Annotated in this window: 18 protein-coding genes; 8 read left to right on the top strand and 10 right to left on the bottom strand. The window is 70.4% G+C overall.

The window, feature by feature from the left end:
* Nucleotides 1–32 precede the first annotated feature (32 nt).
* Entirely contained in the window at nucleotides 33–1,517 is a 1,485-nt protein-coding gene (locus OG520_RS27625; protein ID WP_406014985.1) for an MFS transporter, read from the top strand.
* On the opposite strand, the gene OG520_RS27620 is transcribed toward OG520_RS27625, so the two are convergent.
* The gene (locus OG520_RS27620; RefSeq protein WP_399326551.1) at nucleotides 1,490–2,407 is read right to left on the bottom strand and encodes a helix-turn-helix domain-containing protein; all 918 of its coding nucleotides are present in this window, start codon (nucleotides 2,405–2,407) and stop codon (nucleotides 1,490–1,492) included. The two genes, OG520_RS27625 and OG520_RS27620, sit on opposite strands and share 28 nt — an antisense overlap.
* A gap of 101 nt (nucleotides 2,408–2,508) precedes the next feature.
* Between OG520_RS27620 and OG520_RS27615 the strand changes: the two genes are divergently transcribed.
* A complete protein-coding gene (locus OG520_RS27615; RefSeq protein WP_406014984.1) occupies nucleotides 2,509–3,978 on the top strand; it encodes an MFS transporter in 1,470 nt (489 codons plus the stop codon).
* Between the two features lie 88 nt (nucleotides 3,979–4,066).
* On the opposite strand, the gene OG520_RS27610 is transcribed toward OG520_RS27615, so the two are convergent.
* The 3 genes from OG520_RS27610 to OG520_RS27600 form a co-directional block, all read right to left on the bottom strand.
* The gene (locus OG520_RS27610) at nucleotides 4,067–4,306 is read right to left on the bottom strand and encodes a DUF6243 family protein (protein ID WP_399326555.1); all 240 of its coding nucleotides are present in this window, start codon (nucleotides 4,304–4,306) and stop codon (nucleotides 4,067–4,069) included.
* Between the two features lie 196 nt (nucleotides 4,307–4,502).
* Complete coding sequence (locus tag OG520_RS27605; RefSeq protein ID WP_399326557.1) at nucleotides 4,503–4,706, bottom strand: hypothetical protein; 204 nt, start codon at nucleotides 4,704–4,706, stop codon at nucleotides 4,503–4,505.
* Between the two features lie 91 nt (nucleotides 4,707–4,797).
* Nucleotides 4,798–6,180 carry a glycine--tRNA ligase gene (locus OG520_RS27600; RefSeq protein WP_399326559.1) on the bottom strand — a complete coding sequence of 461 codons (1,383 nt, stop codon included), beginning with the start codon at nucleotides 6,178–6,180 and terminating at the stop codon, nucleotides 4,798–4,800.
* Nucleotides 6,181–6,389: 209 nt separating this feature from the next.
* On the opposite strand from OG520_RS27600, the gene OG520_RS27595 reads away from it, so the two are divergent.
* The 4 genes from OG520_RS27595 to OG520_RS27580 all read left to right on the top strand — a co-directional run bounded on the left by OG520_RS27595 (nucleotide 6,390) and on the right by OG520_RS27580 (nucleotide 9,560).
* The gene (locus tag OG520_RS27595; RefSeq protein WP_406014983.1) at nucleotides 6,390–7,343 is read left to right on the top strand and encodes a metal ABC transporter substrate-binding protein; all 954 of its coding nucleotides are present in this window, start codon (nucleotides 6,390–6,392) and stop codon (nucleotides 7,341–7,343) included.
* Between the two features lie 38 nt (nucleotides 7,344–7,381).
* Nucleotides 7,382–8,164 (top strand): metal ABC transporter ATP-binding protein, encoded by a 783-nt coding sequence (locus tag OG520_RS27590; protein ID WP_406014982.1) that lies wholly within the window; start codon nucleotides 7,382–7,384, stop codon nucleotides 8,162–8,164.
* Nucleotides 8,165–8,166: 2 nt separating this feature from the next.
* Complete coding sequence (locus tag OG520_RS27585) at nucleotides 8,167–9,060, top strand: metal ABC transporter permease (protein ID WP_399326565.1); 894 nt, start codon at nucleotides 8,167–8,169, stop codon at nucleotides 9,058–9,060.
* Between the two features lie 65 nt (nucleotides 9,061–9,125).
* Nucleotides 9,126–9,560, top strand: a complete 435-nt coding sequence (locus OG520_RS27580; RefSeq protein WP_399326567.1) for a Fur family transcriptional regulator — start codon at nucleotides 9,126–9,128, stop codon at nucleotides 9,558–9,560.
* Between the two features lie 33 nt (nucleotides 9,561–9,593).
* Here OG520_RS27580 and OG520_RS27575 read toward each other — a convergent pair whose 3' ends face one another.
* The 4 genes from OG520_RS27575 to leuA form a co-directional block, all read right to left on the bottom strand.
* Entirely contained in the window at nucleotides 9,594–10,415 is an 822-nt protein-coding gene (locus OG520_RS27575; protein ID WP_385324636.1) for an isoprenyl transferase, read from the bottom strand.
* 35 nt (nucleotides 10,416–10,450) lie between these two features.
* Nucleotides 10,451–11,197 (bottom strand): DNA repair protein RecO, encoded by a 747-nt coding sequence (recO, locus tag OG520_RS27570; RefSeq protein ID WP_406014981.1) that lies wholly within the window; start codon nucleotides 11,195–11,197, stop codon nucleotides 10,451–10,453.
* 44 nt (nucleotides 11,198–11,241) lie between these two features.
* A complete protein-coding gene (locus OG520_RS27565) occupies nucleotides 11,242–11,919 on the bottom strand; it encodes a TerB family tellurite resistance protein (protein WP_389972078.1) in 678 nt (225 codons plus the stop codon).
* Nucleotides 11,920–12,159: 240 nt separating this feature from the next.
* Nucleotides 12,160–13,947: a 2-isopropylmalate synthase gene (gene leuA / locus OG520_RS27560; RefSeq protein WP_266419441.1), complete on the bottom strand. Its 1,788-nt coding sequence runs from the start codon at nucleotides 13,945–13,947 to the stop codon at nucleotides 12,160–12,162.
* A gap of 294 nt (nucleotides 13,948–14,241) precedes the next feature.
* Between leuA and OG520_RS27555 the strand changes: the two genes are divergently transcribed.
* A complete protein-coding gene (locus OG520_RS27555) occupies nucleotides 14,242–15,318 on the top strand; it encodes a M4 family metallopeptidase (protein ID WP_399326571.1) in 1,077 nt (358 codons plus the stop codon).
* 31 nt (nucleotides 15,319–15,349) lie between these two features.
* Nucleotides 15,350–15,616 (top strand): protealysin inhibitor emfourin, encoded by a 267-nt coding sequence (locus tag OG520_RS27550; RefSeq protein WP_266419435.1) that lies wholly within the window; start codon nucleotides 15,350–15,352, stop codon nucleotides 15,614–15,616.
* 77 nt (nucleotides 15,617–15,693) lie between these two features.
* On the opposite strand, the gene era is transcribed toward OG520_RS27550, so the two are convergent.
* Both era and OG520_RS27540 read right to left on the bottom strand, forming a co-directional pair.
* Complete coding sequence (gene era, locus OG520_RS27545; protein WP_266419433.1) at nucleotides 15,694–16,668, bottom strand: GTPase Era; 975 nt, start codon at nucleotides 16,666–16,668, stop codon at nucleotides 15,694–15,696.
* Nucleotides 16,669–16,730: 62 nt separating this feature from the next.
* Nucleotides 16,731–17,675, bottom strand: coding sequence for a WxL protein peptidoglycan domain-containing protein (locus OG520_RS27540; protein ID WP_406016579.1), 945 nt, complete (start codon nucleotides 17,673–17,675; stop codon nucleotides 16,731–16,733).
* Between the last annotated feature and the right edge of the window lie 52 nt (nucleotides 17,676–17,727).

The raw sequence follows: 17,727 nt of genomic DNA, 5'->3' as shown, positions 1-17,727 counted from the left end.
CGGAGTTCGTTAGTTAACCGTACTATCCATGTATGCCCGAGCTCAGTCACCGCCGACGGCAGTTGGTGCTGGCGATCTGCTGCATGAGTCTGCTGATCGTCAGTCTCGACAACACCGTGCTCAACGTCGCCCTGCCGTCCATACAGAAGGAACTGCACGCCACCGTCGCCGGCATGCAGTGGACGATCGACGCCTACACCCTCGTCCTGGCCTCGCTGCTGATGCTCGCGGGCTCCACCGCCGACCGGATCGGGCGCCGGAAGGTGTTCAAGATCGGGCTCGTCCTCTTCACCCTCGGTTCGCTGCTCTGCTCCGTGGCGCCGAACCTGGAGTTGCTGGTGGCGTTCCGGATGGTGCAGGCGGTGGGTGGTTCGATGCTCAACCCCGTCGCGATGTCGATCATCACCAACACCTTCACCGACCCGCGCGAGCGGGCCCGTGCCATCGGGGTGTGGGGCGGTGTCGTCGGCATCTCCATGGCGGCGGGCCCGGTGATCGGCGGTCTGCTGGTGGACTCGGTCGGCTGGCGGTCGATCTTCTGGATCAATCTGCCGGTCGGCATCGCCGCGCTCCTGCTCACCTGGCGGTACGTCCCCGAGTCCCGCGCCCCGAAGCCGCGCCGCCCCGACCCGGTGGGGCAGCTGCTGGTGATCGGGCTGCTCGGTTCGCTGACGTACGCGATCATCGAGGCGCCCTCGGCGGGCTGGACCTCGCCGCGGATCCTGGTGTTCACCGCGCTCGCCGTGTGCTCCCTCGTCGGGCTGCTGCGGTACGAGCCCCGGCGTGCCGAGCCCCTCATCGATCTGCGCTTCTTCCACAGCGCCCCGTTCAGCGGCGCCACCGTCATCGCGGTCTGCGCCTTCGCCGCGCTGAGCGGGTTCCTCTTCCTCAACACCCTGTATCTGCAGAACGTGCGCGGGCTGAGCGCGCTGCACGCCGGTCTGTACATGCTGCCGATGGCCGCCCTGACCTTTGTCTGCGCACCGCTGTCCGGGCGGCTCGTCGGCAGCCGGGGGCCACGGCTGTCGCTGCTCGTGGCGGGCGTGGCCATGACGGCGTGCGGGCTGCTGTTCGCCGTGTTCGACGCGGAGACGGACAACTTCCTGCTGTTCACCGGCTATGTGCTGTTCGGCCTCGGCTTCGGCATGGTGAACGCGCCGATCACCAACACGGCCGTCTCCGGGATGCCGCGCTCGCAGGCCGGGGTGGCGGCCGCGGTGGCCTCGACCAGCCGGCAGATCGGCGGGACGCTCGGGGTCGCCGTGATCGGTGCGGTACTGGCGGCGGGCGTGGCCGGGACCGGGTCGCCGCGCGGCGCCGGGTACGCGGTGGCCTTCGTGGACGCGAGCAAGCCCGCCTGGTGGATCCTCGGCGGATGCGGGCTGTGCGTGCTGCTGGTGGGGGCGCTGACGAGCGGGCGCTGGGCGCGGGAGACCGCGCGCCGGACCGCGCAGCGGCTGGAGAAGCCGACGGGCGCACCGGCCGGGGATCAGGCCTCGGCGAGCTCCAGGGCCTGAAGACGCCGGAGGCGCTCTCTGGTCTCCTCGTCGGCGGGGGCGTACGTCACCATGCGCGGACCGCTCGACGGGCCGAGCCACAGGTCGGTGTGTTCGAGGCGGAGCAGTCCGACATGGGCGTTGCGGAAGATCTTGGTCCGGCCGCCCGCGCCCACCACCTCGTGCCGTGCCCAGATCTCCCGGAACTCCGCGGAGGTCTCCTCCAGCCTTCCGAGGAGTGCCTTCCAGGCGGGCTCGGCCAGATGCTCGGCCATCGCCCTGCGGAACTTGGCGGCCATCACCCGGTTCACCTCGGGGAGGTCGACGAGGGCGGAGCGCCACTCCGCGTTGGTGTAGGCGAGGATCATGCAGTTGCGGTCCTCGGGGGCGACCGCGTCCAGGTCGCAGAGCAGCCTGCCGTACGTCCGGTTGTACGCGAGGATGTCGTACCGGCTGTTCTGGATGCAGGCCGGGATCGGGTCCAGCTGCCGCAGCATCTCGCGCAGTCCGAGCGTCACGCTCGGGCAGTCCGCGCCCGGGGACGGGTCGACGGCACCGGCGAGCGAGAAGAGATGGCCGCGTTCGCTGCGGTCGAGCAGCAGGGCGCGGGCCAGCGCGTCGAGCACCTGGGGCGAGACCTGGATGTCGCGGGCCTGTTCCAGCCAGGTGTACCAGGTGACGCCGACGGCGGAGAGCTGGGCAACCTCCTCGCGGCGCAGGCCCGGGGTGCGCCTGCGGCGGCCCCGGACCAGACCGACCTGCTCGGGGGTGATCCGCTCGCGGCGGCTGCGCAGGAAGTCCGCGAGTTCGTGCCGCCGGACGTCGGGCTCGGAGAGCTCCTCCCGCCCCGGGGCCGGCGGGATGCCCGGCACCACGCGCACATCGGGCAGATCGCTCGCCATCGTCGTCATGCCTCCAGCCTGCCGAACCGCCCGGCGCTCTGCCAGGTGCTGCTTGTACCAGGATAAAGACACACTGGTACCAGGCTGGGACGGCCGCGATTCTCGGTGGCGTGAGTGAATCAACTGTACGGACGGAAGCAACCGCCACCACCGAACCCGTGGTGCGGCACGACCACCCCGCTCCGGTGCTCGGCACGCTCGGACTGTTCACCGTGCTGCTCGGTGCGGCACTGCCGCTCATCGACTTCTTCATCGTGAATGTCGCCCTGCCGACGATTGACCACGACCTGGACGCGGGCCCCGCGCTGCTCGAACTGGTCGTCGCGGGCTACGGCCTCGCCTACGCCGTACTGCTCGTCCTCGGCGGCCGGCTCGGCGACATGGCCGGGCGGCGCCGGCTCTTCCTGCTGGGCATCGCCGCCTTCGGAATCACCTCGCTCGCCTGCGGGCTCGCCCCGGACGCCTGGACGCTCGTGGGAGCGCGGGTGGCGCAGGGCGCCGCGGCGGCGCTGATGCTGCCGCAGGTGCTCGCCACCATCCAGGCGGCCACCTCGGGACACCGGCGGGCCCGCGCGATGGGCCTGTACGGGGCGACGGCCGGGCTCTCCATGGTCGCGGGCCAGATCCTCGGCGGGGTCCTCGTCGCCGCCGCGCCGCTGTCGTCGGTGTTCGGCGAGAGCGCGGGCTGGCGTTCGGTGTTCCTGGTGAACGTCCCGGTGGCGGCGGTGGGGCTGGTGCTGGCCGCCCGCGCCGTGCCGGAGACCCGTTCGGAGCAGCCCGCGCCGATCGACGTACCGGGCACGCTGCTGCTGACCGCGTCGCTGGTGACGCTGCTCGCCCCGCTGACGGAGGGGCGCGCGGCGGGCTGGCCGGTGTGGACCTGGGTCTCGCTGGCCCTGTTCCCGTTCGCCGCGTACGCCTTCTACCGGGTCGAGCGGCGGGCCGACCGGAGCGGGCGGACCCCGCTGGTGCCGCCGAGCCTGCTGCGGCTGGAGTCGCTGCGCCGCGGGCTCACGCTGGTGGTGCCGTTCTCGATCGGCTTCGGCGGCTTCATGTTCGTCATCGCGGTGGCCCTGCAGCAGGGCCTGGAGCTGGGCCCGGCGGCGGCGGGCCTGTCGATGGCGCCGATGGCGGTGGCGTTCTTCGCGGCGTCACTGGCCGGTCCGCGGCTGATCCTGCGGTACGGCAGCCGGGTCGTGACGGCCGGCGGGCTGATCCAGGCGCTGGGTGTGCTGGTGCTCGCGCTCACCGTGTGGCGCGAGTGGTCCGGTCTCGGGCTGCTGGGCCTGATGCCGGGGGTGGCGATCGCGGGGTTCGGGCAGGGGCTCCAGCTCCCCGTCCTGTTCCGCATCGTGCTGTCCGACGTACCGGCCGCGCGGGCCGGTGTGGGCGGCGGGGTGATGACGACGACCCAGCAGGCCGCGCTGGCCCTCGGGGTGGCCACGCTCGGCACGCTGTTCCTCTCCCTGGTCCCGGGCACGGGCATGCGGGACGCGCTGGTCGTGACGCTGCTGGTGCAGCTGGCCGCGGTGGTGCTGACGACGCTGCTCAGTCTGCGGCTGCCGCGCAGGGTGGCGTGAGCGCGGGCGGCGACGGGGCGCGGACAAGGGCGTGGGCCCGGATCACGAGGTGATCCGGGCCCACGGTCGTACGGGTGGTGAGGGGACGTCAGCTCTGCGCCGGGGCGTCCTGCTCAGTCGCGTCCGGCTGCGCGGCGTCGTCCGACGAGGACTCCGAGGCGGTACCCGACAGCGCGCGCTCACGCATCTTGCGCAGCAGCTCCTGCTTCTGGTCGGCCGCCGCCTTGCGGTCGGCGTCGCGCGCAGGGCCGGCGCCCTGCTGCTCGGCGCGGGACAGCTTCTTGCGCTGTCCGCCCACACCGAGCAGGTTGTTACGGCTCTTGGCCACGGCGTTCTCCGGTTCGTAGTGCGAAGTGAGGTCTGAAGCGACCTGGAATCGGTCCGGTGGGCGGCGGGTGGTCGGGCCCGCCGCGCTCTCACTCGTAGATCTGGAAGAACGAAGACATGCCGGAACCGTACCCCGGCCCGGCGGGCCCCCGCACCAGCTTTTCGGCCGGTCGCGTGCCGTGCCCCGCGCCGGGGCCTCAGGACGCCGGGTCCACCGTCGCCCGGTGGGCATCGGCGAGATGTTCCCCGGCCTTGAGCCAGGGCAGGAACTGCACCCGTTCGCTCCAGCCGCAGGTGTCGCAGCTCAGCTGCCGCCGCACCCCCGACTTCCGTACGTGGACGATGTGTTCACGGCCGTGCTGGTCCCATCTCCTGACCTTGCTGGTGGTCATGGACGGCATCGGGGCCTCCTGGGTGGGGGGTGCCCAGTGTGCAACGAAGCCCCCGGTTCCGTACGGGGAACCGGGGGCTTCGTCCAGCGGACTCGGTGGATCAGCAGCCGAGCAGGCGGGCGCCGAGGTAGGCCTGGATCTGGTCCAGGGAGACGCGCTCCTGCTTCATGGTGTCGCGCTCGCGCACGGTCACCGCGTTGTCGTCGAGGGTGTCGAAGTCGACGGTGACGCAGAACGGCGTACCGATCTCGTCCTGACGGCGGTAGCGGCGGCCGATGGCGCCCGCGTCGTCGAACTCGATGTTCCAGTTCTTCCGCAGGTCGGTGGCGAGGCCCTTGGCCTTCGGCGACAGCTGCGGGTTGCGGGACAGCGGCAGGACGGCGACCTTGACCGGCGCGAGGCGCGGGTCGAGACGCATCACGGTGCGCTTCTCCATGACGCCCTTGGCGTTGGGCGCCTCGTCCTCGATGTAGGCGTCGAGGAGGAAGGCCAGCATCGCCCGGCCGACACCGGCCGCCGGCTCGATGACGTACGGGGTCCAGCGCTCGCCGGCCTCCTGGTCGAAGAAGGACAGGTCCGTGCCCGAGGCCTTGGAGTGCGCCTTGAGGTCGTAGTCCGTGCGGTTGGCGACGCCCTCCAGCTCACCCCACTCGCTGCCGCCGAAGCGGAAGCGGTACTCGATGTCGGCGGTGCGCTTGGAGTAGTGCGAGAGCTTCTCCGCCGGGTGCTCGTACCAGCGCATGTTCTCCTCGCGCATGCCGAGGCCCGTGTACCAGTTCCAGCGCTGGTCCATCCAGTACTGCTGCCACTCCTCGTCCTCGCCCGGCTTGACGAAGAACTCCATCTCCATCTGCTCGAACTCGCGGGTCCGGAAGATGAAGTTGCCCGGGGTGATCTCGTTCCGGAAGGACTTGCCCATCTGGGCGATGCCGAACGGCGGCTTCTTGCGCGAGGTCTGCTGCACCTGGCCGAAGTTGGTGAAGATGCCCTGGGCGGTCTCGGGGCGCAGGTAGGCGACCGAGCCGGAGTCCTGGGTCGGGCCGAGGTGGGTGGAGAGCAGACCCGAGAACTGCTTGGGCTCGGTGAAGGTGCCCTTGTTGCCGCAGTTGGGGCAGTTGAGGTCGGCGAGGCCGTTCACGGGCGGCTTGCCGTGCTTCTCCTCGTACGCCTCTTCCAGGTGGTCGGCGCGGAAGCGCTTGTGACAGGAGGTGCACTCGGTCAGCGGGTCGCTGAACGTGGCGACGTGACCGGAGGCGACCCACACCTCGGGGGCCAGGATGACCGACGAGTCGAGTCCGACCACGTCCTCGCGCGAGGTGACCATGTAGCGCCACCACTGGCGCTTGAGGTTCTCCTTCATCTCGACGCCCAGCGGCCCGTAGTCCCAGGCGGCCTTCTGGCCTCCGTAGATCTCACTGCACGGGTAGACGAAGCCACGGCGCTTGCTCAGGCTGACGATGGAGTCGATCTTGTCGGCGGCCACGGTGCTCTCTTCATTTACGACGAAATTTGGACAGGGTTGGCGCGAAGCGCCTCAGTGGGGGGGATGGTGATCGGGAGACGGGCGGACGAATGCTTCAGATTACCGGCGGGCACGCCCCTTGGATCAAATCGGTATCGGCGTCGTCGGTCCCGAAGTCATCTCATCAGCCTTGTTGACAATCGTTTCCAGTTTTGTTGAAAATGACTGTCATGAACGTAAGCCGCCTCATACCCACCGCCGCCGTCGCCGGAGCAGTCGTCCTCGGCCTCACCGCCCTCACCGCCTGCTCCTCCTCCGACGCCGCGGACCGCAAGAACGGCGACAAGCTGGACGTGGTGGCCTCGTTCTATCCGATGCAGTTCCTGGCCGAGCAGATAGGCGGGAAGCACGTCTCCGTCACCACGCTGACCAGGCCGGGCCTGGAGCCGCACGACCTGGAGCTCAGCCCGCGGCAGATCGGCGGGCTCACCGACGCCGACTTCATCCTGTACCTCAAGGGCATCCAGCCCGCCGTGGACGACGCCATCGACCAGTCCGGCGCGAAGCACGTCGTCGACGCCTCGAAGCTCACCACGCTGGAGGACCACGGCACCGAGACCGGCGGCGACGAGCACGGCCACGAGCACCACGGCGACGAGGCCGGGGCCGACCCCCACATCTGGCTGGACCCGGTGAAGTACGCCGAGGTCGCCAAGGGCGTGGGCGCGTCCCTGGAGAAGACCGACCCCGACCACGCCGCGGACTACCGGAAGAACACGGACGCGCTGGTCACCAAGCTCGACGGCCTGAACACGGCGTACGCGAACGGGCTGAAGAACACCGCCACCAAGACGTTCATCACCACCCACTCCGCCTTCGGGTACCTCGCCGAGCGCTACGGCCTCACCCAGGAGGGCATCGCCGGCGTCGACCCCGAGGCCGAGCCCAGCCCCGCCCGGATCAGCGAGATCCACACCGTCGCGGAGAAGAACAAGGTCACCACCGTATTCTTCGAGACGCTCGCCAGCGACAAAACCGCGAGCACCCTCGCCAAGGACACCGGCCTGAAGACCGACGTCCTGGACCCGCTCGAAGGAATCACGGGCAAGTCCAAGGGCGCCGACTACATCGAGGTCATGCAGTCCAACCTCGCCGCCCTGCAGAAGGCGCTCGGCGCGAAGTGACCCCCGTAACACCCGCCACAGCAGCATCGGAGGCACTCATGCCCGAGACCGGGAGCACCACGACCGACCCCGTGATAGCCCTGCGGGGCGCCACCGCCACGCTCGGCACGCGTCCCGTGCTGCGCGGCATCGACCTGACCGTCCACCGCGGCGAGGTCGCCGCCCTGCTCGGCGCCAACGGCTCCGGCAAGTCGACCGCCGTACGCTCCGTCATCGGCCAGGTCCCGCTCACCGGCGGCTCCGTCGAGCTGTTCGGCACCCCGCTGCGCCGCTTCCGCGACTGGGCACGCATCGGTTACGTACCCCAGCGCACCACGGCGGCCGGCGGCGTCCCCGCCACGATCCGCGAGGTCGTCACCTCCGGACGGCTCTCCCGCACCAGGCTGGGCCTGCTCCGCAGGGCCGACCGGGTCGCCGTCGACCGGGCCATCGAGCTCGTCGGCCTCGCCGACCGGGCCAAGGACTCGGTGGACGCGCTCTCCGGCGGACAGCACCAGCGGGTGCTGATCGCCCGCGCGCTGGCCGCCGAACCCGAGCTGCTGATCATGGACGAGCCGATGGCCGGCGTCGACCTGGCCAGCCAGGAGATCCTGGCCGCGACCCTGCGCGAGCAGGTCGCGGCCGGCACCACGGTGCTGCTCGTGCTGCATGAGCTCGGCCCGCTGGAGCCGCTGATCGACCGCGCGATCGTGCTGCGCGACGGCTGTGTGATGCACGACGGGCCGCCCCCGAAGGCGCTGGGCCAGCACGCCCTGCCCGGACACGACCACGTACACCCCCACGCGGCCTCCGAGCCCGTCCGGACGGGACTGCTGAGCTGATCATGGAATTCCTCAATCCGCCCTTCATGCAGCGGGCCCTGCTCGCCGCCGTGCTCGTCGGCGTCATCGCCCCCGCCGTCGGCATCTACCTCGTCCAGCGCCGCCAGGCCCTGATGGGCGACGGCATCGGCCACATCGCGATGACCGGGGTCGGCCTCGGCTTCCTGCTCTCCACCAGCCCGGTCTGGATGGCCACGGCGGTCGCCGTCGCCGGCGCCGTCGTGATGGAGCTGATCCGCTGGTACGGGCGCACCCGCGGCGACATCGCGCTGGCCATGCTGTTCTACGGCGGCATGGCGGGCGGTGTGCTGCTGATCAACCTCTCCGACACCGGCTCCAACGCCAACCTCACCTCGTACCTCTTCGGCTCCCTGTCCACGGTCTCCTCCGAGGACATCACCTCGATCTGCGTGCTGGCCGCCTTCGTGCTGCTGGTGACGCTGGGGCTGCGCCGCCAGCTGTTCGCGGTCAGCCAGGACGAGGAGTTCGCCCGGGTCACCGGGCTGCCGGTGCGCGCGCTGAATCTGCTGGTCGCCGTGACGGCGGCGGTGACCGTCACCGTCGCGATGCGGGTCGTCGGGCTGCTGCTGGTCAGCGCGCTGATGGTGGTGCCGGTCGCGGCCGCGCAGCAGATCTCCAGGTCCTTCAAGGTCACGTTCGTGCTGTCGGTCGTCATCGGCACGGCGGTGACCCTGGCCGGCACCGTGACCTCGTACTACCAGGACGTCCCGCCCGGCGCGACGATCGTGCTGCTGGCCATCGCGGTCTTCATCGCCCTGACGCTGCTGGCGACCCCGCTGGCCAGAAACCGCGCACGCCGGAGCGAAGCGGCGTCCGAGGAGTGCACCCTGGAGGTACCGGCCTCCCGTCCGGCCCCGGACGCGCTCCGGGTTTGACCGCGACGGCCGGGCGGGCTGGCACAATGGCCCGACACAGGTACGGGCGACACGAGGAGGCTGCTGTGGCGACGGCGCCGATCAGTGGAACGAACGCGGCCCCGGTACGCGGCCGGTCGACCCGGCAGCGGGCGGCGGTGGCGGCGGCGCTCGACGAGGTGGACGAGTTCCGCAGCGCCCAGGAGCTGCACGACGTGCTCAAGCACCGCGGTGACTCGGTCGGGCTGACCACCGTCTACCGCACCCTCCAGTCCCTCGCCGACGCCGGCGAGGTCGACGTGCTGCGCACCACGGAGGGCGAGTCCGTGTACCGGCGCTGCTCGACCGGGGACCACCACCACCATCTGGTGTGCCGGATGTGCGGCAAGGCCGTGGAGGTCGAGGGCCCCGCGGTGGAGCAGTGGGCGGAGACCATCGCCGCTCAGCACGGGTATGTGAACGTGGCCCATACGGTGGAGATCTTCGGTACCTGCGCGGAGTGCGCGGGCGCGAAGAAGTGACGGTCCGGGGGCGCTGCCCCCGGACCCCCTCGCTCAGCCCGTCGGCTCCTGCGCCGCCTCCACCGCGCCGCCGAAGCGCCGGTCCCGCTGGGCGAACTCCAGGCAGGCCCGCCACAGGTCGCGGCGGTCGAAGTCCGGCCAGAGCACGTCCTGGAAGACCATCTCGGCGTAGGCGCTCTGCCAGATCAGATAGTTGGACGTGCGCTGCTCCCCGCTGGGGCGGACGAAGAGGTCGACATCCGGCATGTCCGGGTAGTAGATGTACTTCGCGAAGGTCTTCTCGTTGACCTTGGACGGGTCCAGCTTCCCGGCCGCGACGTCCTGCGCGATGCGCTGCGCGGCGTCGGCGATCTCGGCCCGGCCGCCGTAGTTGACGCAGAAGTACAGCGTCATCCTGTCGTTGTCCTTGGTCTGCTCCTGGGCGACCTGGAGCTCCTGGACCACGGACTTCCACAGCTTGGGCATGCGGCCCACCCAGCGGATGCGGATGCCCAGCTCGTCCATCTCGTCGCGGCGGCGGCGGATGACGTCGCGGTTGAAGTTCATCAGGAACTTCACTTCCTCCGGGGACCGCTTCCAGTTCTCGGTGGAGAACGCGTACAGCGAGAGGTTCTTGACGCCCATCTCGATGCAGCCCTTGAGCACGTCCATGACGACGCCCTCGCCGACCTTGTGGCCCTCGGTGCGCGGCAGGCCGCGTTCCTTGGCCCAGCGGCCGTTCCCGTCCATCACGACGGCCACGTGCTTGGGCACCAGCTCGCCGGGGATCTTCGGGGGCGTGGCACCGGAGGGGTGCGGCTCCGGGGTCTTGTAGTCGCGCCGATTACGGCTGCCGAGCATCCCGCGTACTGCCATGAACTGTCTCGCTCCCTGTGCCTGATCCGCCTGTGTCACTTCTCTACGTACCGCAGTGAGCGCAGCCCGCGCTCCAGGTGCCAGTGCAGATAGGCGGACACCAGTCCGCTCCCCTCCCTGACATGACGCGCCTCGCACGCGTCCGCCGTCTCCCAGTCACCGCTGAGCAGTGCGCTCAGCAGGGTGACGGCCTCAGCCGAGGGTACGACGCTGCCGGGCACCCGGCAGTCGCCGCATATGACACCGCCCGCCGCGACGGAGAAGAACCGGTTCGGTCCGGGCATTCCGCACCTGGCGCAGTCCTCGAAGCTGGGTGCGTAGCCGTTGACGGCCAGCGAGCGCAGCAGGAACGCGTCGAGGATGAGATGCGGCTCGTGCTCGCCGCGGGCGAGGGTGCGCAGCCCGCCGACGAGCAGCAGGTACTGCTGGACCGCGGGCTCGCCCTCGTGGTCGGTGAACCGCTCGGCGGTCTCCAGCATCGCGGTGCCCGCGGTGTAGCGGGCGTAGTCGGTGACGATGCCGCCGCCGTACGGGGCGATCGTCTCGCTCTGGGTGCAGAGCGGCAGTCCGCGGCCGATCAGTTCACCGCCGCGGGCGAAGAACTGCACGTCGACGTGGGAGAAGGGTTCCAGCCGCGCCCCGAACTTGGACTTCGTGCGCCGCACCCCGCGCGCGACGGCGCGTACCCGGCCGTGGCCGCGGGTCAGGATCGTGATGATCCGGTCGGCCTCGCCCAGCTTCTGCGTGCGCAGCACCACGCCGTCGTCCCGGAACAAGCTCATACGACCATTGTCCGGTACGGGAAGGGCCGGCGGGGCCGGGGCCGTCAGGAGGGGGTGCGCGCGGCCTCGGCGAGCAGTCGGGCCGTGTCCTGGGCGCAGAGCTGCAGCGCGCCGCCGACGGTGGTCAGCACCTCGCGCTCCGCCTGTCCGTACGGGCCGTCGGCGAGCGCGATCCTGGCGCCCTGGAGCAGGATCGATTCGCGTCCGGCGGGGGCCAGATGCGGGGCCAGGGGTTCCAGCGCCTCGTGCAGTTCGATGGAGAGGGCCGCTCCGCAGGCCTCGGCCGCGGGGTCGAAGGCGGAGCCGTGGCCGGTGTCGGCGGCGAGGACCTCGACGACCGTGCAGAGCTGTTCCTCGGTGCAGTCGTCGAATCCGGCACCGCGCACGGTGGCGGCCGCGGCCTCCAGCACCGTGCGGGAGGTGGTGCCGCCGGCCGCGAGGACGCCGAGCGTGACGGTGTGGACGGCGTCCCGGAGCATGGCGGAGAGCCGGGTGGTGGTGGGGTGGTCGAGCGCATCGGTGCCGAAGTGCTCCCGGCAGGCGGCGCATTCGACGACGGGGCCGGCGGTGCCGCGCGCCAGCATGGGCACGCCGAGCACCACGAACCGCCGACGGCCGGTGAGACGGCGGTAGTTGCGGTCGCCGCCGCAGCCGGGGCAGAAGAACTCCCCGTCGCCGACGGGGTCCCAGACGGTGCGGATGCCGCAGATACGCAGCTTCATGGCGCGTTGTCCCAGGGCTGACCGCACGTCGCACACCTCCGTAACTCCCCCGTGGCCCCAAGGGCACGGGAGGTGCCCCCTCCGGCAACATTGCCGTGTGGACGTGATGTTAACCACAGTCGCGATGCGGCGTCAGTACCTCGCCCGTCACAACCGCCCGGAGATGGCCGAACCCCGCCCCCCGGATGCGGGTGGACGGGGTCCTCGGCCGTGCGGCCCGGTGCCCTCGCGGGCGCCGGATCAGCGGGTGGCGCGGTTGACCGCGGAGACGACCGCCTTCAGCGAGGCCCGCGTGGTGTTGGCGTCGATGCCGATGCCCCACAGGACCTTTCCGTCGATCGCGCACTCGATGTACGAGGCGGCCTGGGAGCTGGCGCCCTCGCTCATGGTGTGCTCGGTGTAGTCCAGCAGCCGGGCGTCGATGCCGATGGCCTGCAGCGCCTCGAAGAACGCGGAGATCGGCCCGTTGCCGGTACCGGTCAGTACGGTGTCCGCGCCGTCCACGGTCGCCTCGACGGTGATCGTGTCCTGGCCGTCGGAGCCGGTCGTGGTCTGGCCGGTGCGCAGCTGTACGCGGCCCCAGGCGTTCTCCGGGTTGGGCAGGTACTCGTCGCGGAACGTGGACCAGATCTGCGTCGGCGTGACCTCGCCGCCCTCGGCATCCGTCTTGGCCTGAATGATCCGGGAGAATTCGATCTGCATCCGGCGCGGCAGGTCCAGCTTGTGGTCGTTCTTCAGGACGTAGGCGATTCCGCCCTTGCCGGACTGCGAGTTGACCCGGATGACGGCCTCGTAGCTGCGGCCGACGTCCTTCGGGTCGATCGGCAGGTACGGCACCGCCCACTCGAGATCGTCGACCGTCTTGCCCTGGGCGGCCGCGTCGGCCTCCATGGCGTCGAAGCCCTTCTTGATGGCGTCCTGGTGGGAGCCGGAGAAGGCGGTGTAGACCAGGTCGCCCGCGTAGGGGTGGCGCGGGTGGACCTCCATCTGGTTGCAGTACTCGCTGGTGCGGCGGATCTCGTCGATCTGCGAGAAGTCGATCTGCGGGTCGACACCCTGCGAGAACAGGTTCATGCCCAGGGTGACCAGGTCGACGTTGCCGGTGCGCTCGCCCTGGCCGAACAGGCAGCCCTCGATCCGGTCCGCACCGGCCATGACGGCCAGCTCGGCGGCGGCGACGGCGGTGCCGCGGTCGTTGTGCGGGTGGACCGACAGGCAGACGAACTCGCGGCGCGACAGATTGCGCGACATCCACTCGAACCGGTCCGCGTGCGTGGACGGCGTCGAACGCTCCACGGTGGCGGGCAGGTTGAGGATGATCTCGCGGCCCTCCTCCGGCTGCCAGACGTCGCAGACCGCCTCGCAGACCTCCAGGGCGAAGTCCAGCTCGGTGTCGGTGAAGATCTCGGGGCTGTACTGGTAGCCGAAGGTCGTCTCCGGGCCCAGCAGCTTCTCCGCGTACTCCATGACCAGCCGCGTGCCGTCCACGGCGATCTGCTTGATGTCGTCCTTGGAGCCGCGGAAGACGACCCGGCGGAAGGTGGGCGCCGTCGCGTTGTACAGGTGCACGGTGGCCCGGCGGGCGCCGACGACGGACTCGACGGTCCGCTCGATCAGGTCCTCGCGGGCCTGCGTCAGGACGGAGATCGTCACGTCCTCGGGGATCGCGCCCTCTTCGATGATGGAGCGGACGAACGCGAAGTCGGTCTCGCCGGAGGACGGGAAGCCGACCTCGATCTCCTTGTAGCCCATGCGTACGAGCAGGTCGAACATCTCGCGCTTGCGGGCCGGCGACATCGGGTCGATCAGCGCCTGGTTGCCGTCGCGCAGGTCGGTGGAGAGCCAGCGGGGCGCGACGGTGATCCGCTTGTCCGGCCAGGTGCGGTCGGGGATGTCGACGGCCTCGTAGGTGCCGTACTTGTGGATCGGCATCCCGGACGGCTTCTGCAGCTGAGTCGCGTTGGTGATCGGCGTAGGACGGCCGACAGCGGTTTCAGCAGGGGTCTGAGCGGGATTTGCGTCGGTCATGGCGTACGACTCCTCGGGGTCCAACCAGTGGGACGGCCGACTGTGTCGCTGCAACACCAGACTCCGCGGGGAGGGGGTCGGCCTACGACTACAGGCCCTCGCCGCGGCAGCTAAGAAGAAGCAGCCCGAAACGCATGATGCGACGAGACTAACCGAGAGGCGCCTGATGCGTCCGTCCCGTATCAGTATGCGGGACCGGGCGCAGGAAACGCCCAACAGTGACCGATCACTCCATTGCGTCAATCCTGATCGCAACCAGTGACATCGCAATTACCTGGTGCCACAGTCGGCGGTATGCAGCCTCAGTCACCGCACGGGTTCCACCCCGTCTTCTGCACGATCGTGCCGCCTCATGTCCTCGACAAGCTGTCTCAGTCCGACAACCCCGATCTCGCCGGGCCCTCCCGTCGCACCCTGGAGAGCGACGCGGCCCGCCGCACCCGCCGCCAGATGGCCACGGTCGTCACCGTGCCCGTCGCCCCCGCGACCGACGGGGAGGCCTCCGACAAGCCCGACCGGACGCTCTACGACTGCCGCCACCGCACCCAGCTGCCCGGCGCCAAGGTTCGCGCCGAGGGCCAGGAGCCGACGAAGGACGCGAGCGTCAACCGCGCGTACGCGGGGCTCGGCGCCACCTTCGAACTGCTGCTCAAGGCGTACGGCCGCCGTTCGATCGACGGCAACGGACTGCCGCTGATCGGTTCCGTGCACTACGACGAGAAGTACAACAACGCCTTCTTCGACGGCGAGCAGATGGTCTTCGGCGACGGGGACGGCGAAATCTTCCTGGACTTCACCGTCGCCATCGACGTGATCGGCCATGAGCTGACACACGGCCTGACCCAGTACACCGCCAATCTGAGCTACTACGGCCAGTCCGGCGCGCTCAACGAATCCGTGTCCGACGTCTTCGGCTCCCTGGTCAAGCAGTACACGCTGGGCCAGACCGCCGACCAGGCCGACTGGCTGATCGGCGCCGGACTGCTGGCCCCCCGCGTCCAGGGCGTCGCGCTGCGCTCGATGAAGGCGCCGGGAACGGCGTACGACGACGACGTGCTGGGCAAGGACCCGCAGCCCGCGTCGATGGAGGACTACGTCCACACCAGCGAGGACAACGGCGGGGTGCACCTCAACTCCGGCATCCCGAACCGCGCGTTCTATCTGCTGGCGACGGCGCTCGGCGGCAACGCGTGGGAACGTGCCGGGCAGCTCTGGTTCGATGTGCTCACAGGTGGTCAACTGGCCGTGGACGCGGACTTCGCGTCCTTCGCCCGGTTGACGGTCGCCGCGGCCCGCAGCCGCTTCGGCGAGGGCGACGAGGCCGAGGCCGTCCTGAAGGCGTGGTCGGAAGTGGGCGTGCCGACCGCGTAGGGCACGGGCGTCCGGCGTTGGAGGACATCGCATGCGGATTCAGGTCAGCAGGACCGGCGGCTTCGCCGGCATCGCACGCCAATGCGAGGTCGACACCGCCGGGCGGGACGACGCCCCGGAATGGGAGGCACTGGCCGAATCGGCGCTGGCCGCTGGCCACGACACGCCTCCCAGGGGTGTGCCGGACGGCTTCCGGTACCGGATCACGGTCGGCGGCCGGACGGTCCACTGCGCGGACCCGAGGCTGACCGACGCCCAGCGGGCACTGGTCTCACGCGTCCTGAAGGAGGGCGCGTGAGGCCGGTCTCCCGGTGACCCGGGTCACCGGCTCCCCTGTGGCCCGGGTCCTTGCGGCCCGGGTCCCCGCGGCACGGCTCAGAAGCCGAGCTTGCGCAGCTGCTTGGGATCGCGCTGCCAGTCCTTCGCGACCTTCACATGGAGGTCCAGGAAGACCGGTGTGCCGAGCAGTGCCTCGATGTGCTTGCGCGACTTCGTGCCGACATCCTTCAGCCGCTTGCCCTTCGGGCCGATGATGATGCCCTTCTGGCTGGGGCGCTCGATGTAGACATTGGCGTGGATGTCGAGCAACGGCTTGTCCGCCGGGCGGCCCTCGCGCGGCAGCATCTCCTCGACGACGACCGCGATGGAGTGCGGCAGCTCGTCCCGTACGCCTTCGAGCGCGGCCTCGCGGATCAGCTCCGCGACCATGACCATCTCGGGCTCGTCGGTGAGGTCGCCCTCCGGGTAGAGCGGCGGGCTCTCCGGGAGCAGCGGGGCGATCAGGTCACCCAGCAGACCGACCTGGGTGTCCTTGACCGCGGAGACCGGGATGATCTCCGCCCACTCGAAGCCGAGCTCCTCGCCGAGGCGGGAAACGGCGATCAGCTGTTCGGCGAGCTGCTTGGAGTCGACCAGGTCGGTCTTGGTGATGATGGCGATCTTCGGGGTCTTCTTGATGCCCGCGAGTTCCTTGACGATGTACTTGTCGCCGGGGCCGAGCTTCTGGTCGGCGGGCAGGCAGAAGCCGATGACGTCGACCTCGGCCCAGGTGGTCCGTACGACGTCGTTGAGCCGCTCGCCCAGCAGTGTGCGCGGCTTGTGGAGCCCGGGAGTGTCGACCAGGATCAGCTGCGCGTCGTCGCGGTGCACGATGCCGCGCACGGTGTGCCGCGTGGTCTGCGGCCGGTTGGAGGTGATCGCCACCTTCTGGCCGACCAGAGCGTTCGTGAGGGTGGACTTGCCCGCGTTGGGGCGGCCCACGAAGCAGGCGAAACCGGCCCGGTGGGGGGCTTTGCCGGCGGCCTGCTGCGCAGCGGCTTCTGTGTCAGGTCGAACGCTCATGGCGCCCATTGTCCCCGATCCCGGCGGCCTCGCCGCACCAAGGGCCGCGGCGGGTCCTGTCGGATGTCGTCTCAGGCGGTGCGGGCACGGCGCCGACGGGCCCGTATCCACATCCCCGTACCCCCGCCGACGATCACCAGCAGGATCCCGGCCATCAGCCAGGGCAGGGCGAAGTACGAGACCGCGGCGGACTCGCGGGTCTCGCGGGCGCTCGCGGTCAGCCGGATCTCGCCCCATTCCAGCTGGGGCGCGCCGGCCCACTGCTCGGTCAGCCGGACCTCCTGGCGGGGCAGCAGCTCGGCGGGGATCCGCTTCAGGTCGCGGGCGAGCAGGGTGCGGCCGAAGAGCCCCTCGGCCTTGAGGGCGACCTTGGGGCTGAGGGTGACATTGCCGCGGTTGTGGAGCGTGTACGAGATGACGGCCCGGCTCCTCCCGGTGCCCGGGACCAGCGGCTGGGTGTGCTCGACCCGGATGTCGTCCACGGAGAGCGCGGGCACGGTCGGTCCGTTCACCCGCAGATAGATCCGGGCGCCGACCGCCTTCCGGATGCCCACGGCGACGGCACCGGCGTCGGCGGGGTCCACGCGCTCGTCGAGTGCGACGAGGGCGCCGGGGTGGTCGCCCGGTTCGGCGTTCTCGGGGACGGTGATGGTGACCGGGACGGTGACCGAGCCGTGCGGCGCCACGGTGACCCGGTCGCTGCCGGTCCTCGCCCAGGCGCCGACCGAGCGCTGTCGCTCGTCGCGGGCCCGGACGGCGAACCCGCCGTCGCGGGCGGTGTTGTACGCGTCGGCCGCGTACAGCCGGAAGGTCTGCGGCCGGTCCGTCCTGTTGGTGACGGTGACCTTGTCGTGGAGCGTGGCGCCGGGGTCGGCCGAGAGGTAGAAGTACGGGCGCTGACCGGCCCGTTCGGTGGCCGGGTAGACCGACCAGCTGCCGTTGTCCGCGGCGTGGGCGGCGGGCGCGCCGATCAGCAGGAGGGCGCCGGTCAGGAGAAGCAGGTAGATCTTGCGCACGGTGCGGTACCCCCGGATGGTGGTCGGTACGGGCGGTCCGGGCGGGTGCGCG

The sequence above is a fragment of the Streptomyces sp. NBC_00984 genome, assembly GCF_045162475.1.
Taxonomy (GTDB): Bacteria; Actinomycetota; Actinomycetes; order Streptomycetales; family Streptomycetaceae; genus Streptomyces.
This window is presented reverse-complemented; position numbering and strand designations above follow the sequence as displayed.

Excerpts from the sequence above, each read along its gene's own strand:
- OG520_RS27585 (WP_399326565.1), top strand. The coding sequence starts at position 8,167 with ATGGAATTCCTCAATCCGCCCTTCATGCAGCGGGCCCTGCTCGCCGCC.
- OG520_RS27590 (WP_406014982.1), top strand. The coding sequence starts at position 7,382 with ATGCCCGAGACCGGGAGCACCACGACCGACCCCGTGATAGCCCTGCGG.
- OG520_RS27605 (WP_399326557.1), bottom strand. The coding sequence starts at position 4,706 with ATGCCGTCCATGACCACCAGCAAGGTCAGGAGATGGGACCAGCACGGC.
- OG520_RS27565 (WP_389972078.1), bottom strand. The coding sequence starts at position 11,919 with ATGAAGCTGCGTATCTGCGGCATCCGCACCGTCTGGGACCCCGTCGGC.
- OG520_RS27575 (WP_385324636.1), bottom strand. The coding sequence starts at position 10,415 with ATGGCAGTACGCGGGATGCTCGGCAGCCGTAATCGGCGCGACTACAAG.
- OG520_RS27620 (WP_399326551.1), bottom strand. The coding sequence starts at position 2,407 with ATGACGACGATGGCGAGCGATCTGCCCGATGTGCGCGTGGTGCCGGGC.
- OG520_RS27555 (WP_399326571.1), top strand. The coding sequence starts at position 14,242 with ATGCAGCCTCAGTCACCGCACGGGTTCCACCCCGTCTTCTGCACGATC.
- OG520_RS27625 (WP_406014985.1), top strand. The coding sequence starts at position 33 with ATGCCCGAGCTCAGTCACCGCCGACGGCAGTTGGTGCTGGCGATCTGC.
- leuA (WP_266419441.1), bottom strand. The coding sequence starts at position 13,947 with ATGACCGACGCAAATCCCGCTCAGACCCCTGCTGAAACCGCTGTCGGC.
- recO (WP_406014981.1), bottom strand. The coding sequence starts at position 11,197 with ATGAGCTTGTTCCGGGACGACGGCGTGGTGCTGCGCACGCAGAAGCTG.
- era (WP_266419433.1), bottom strand. The coding sequence starts at position 16,668 with ATGGGCGCCATGAGCGTTCGACCTGACACAGAAGCCGCTGCGCAGCAG.
- OG520_RS27595 (WP_406014983.1), top strand. The coding sequence starts at position 6,390 with ATGAACGTAAGCCGCCTCATACCCACCGCCGCCGTCGCCGGAGCAGTC.
- OG520_RS27550 (WP_266419435.1), top strand. The coding sequence starts at position 15,350 with ATGCGGATTCAGGTCAGCAGGACCGGCGGCTTCGCCGGCATCGCACGC.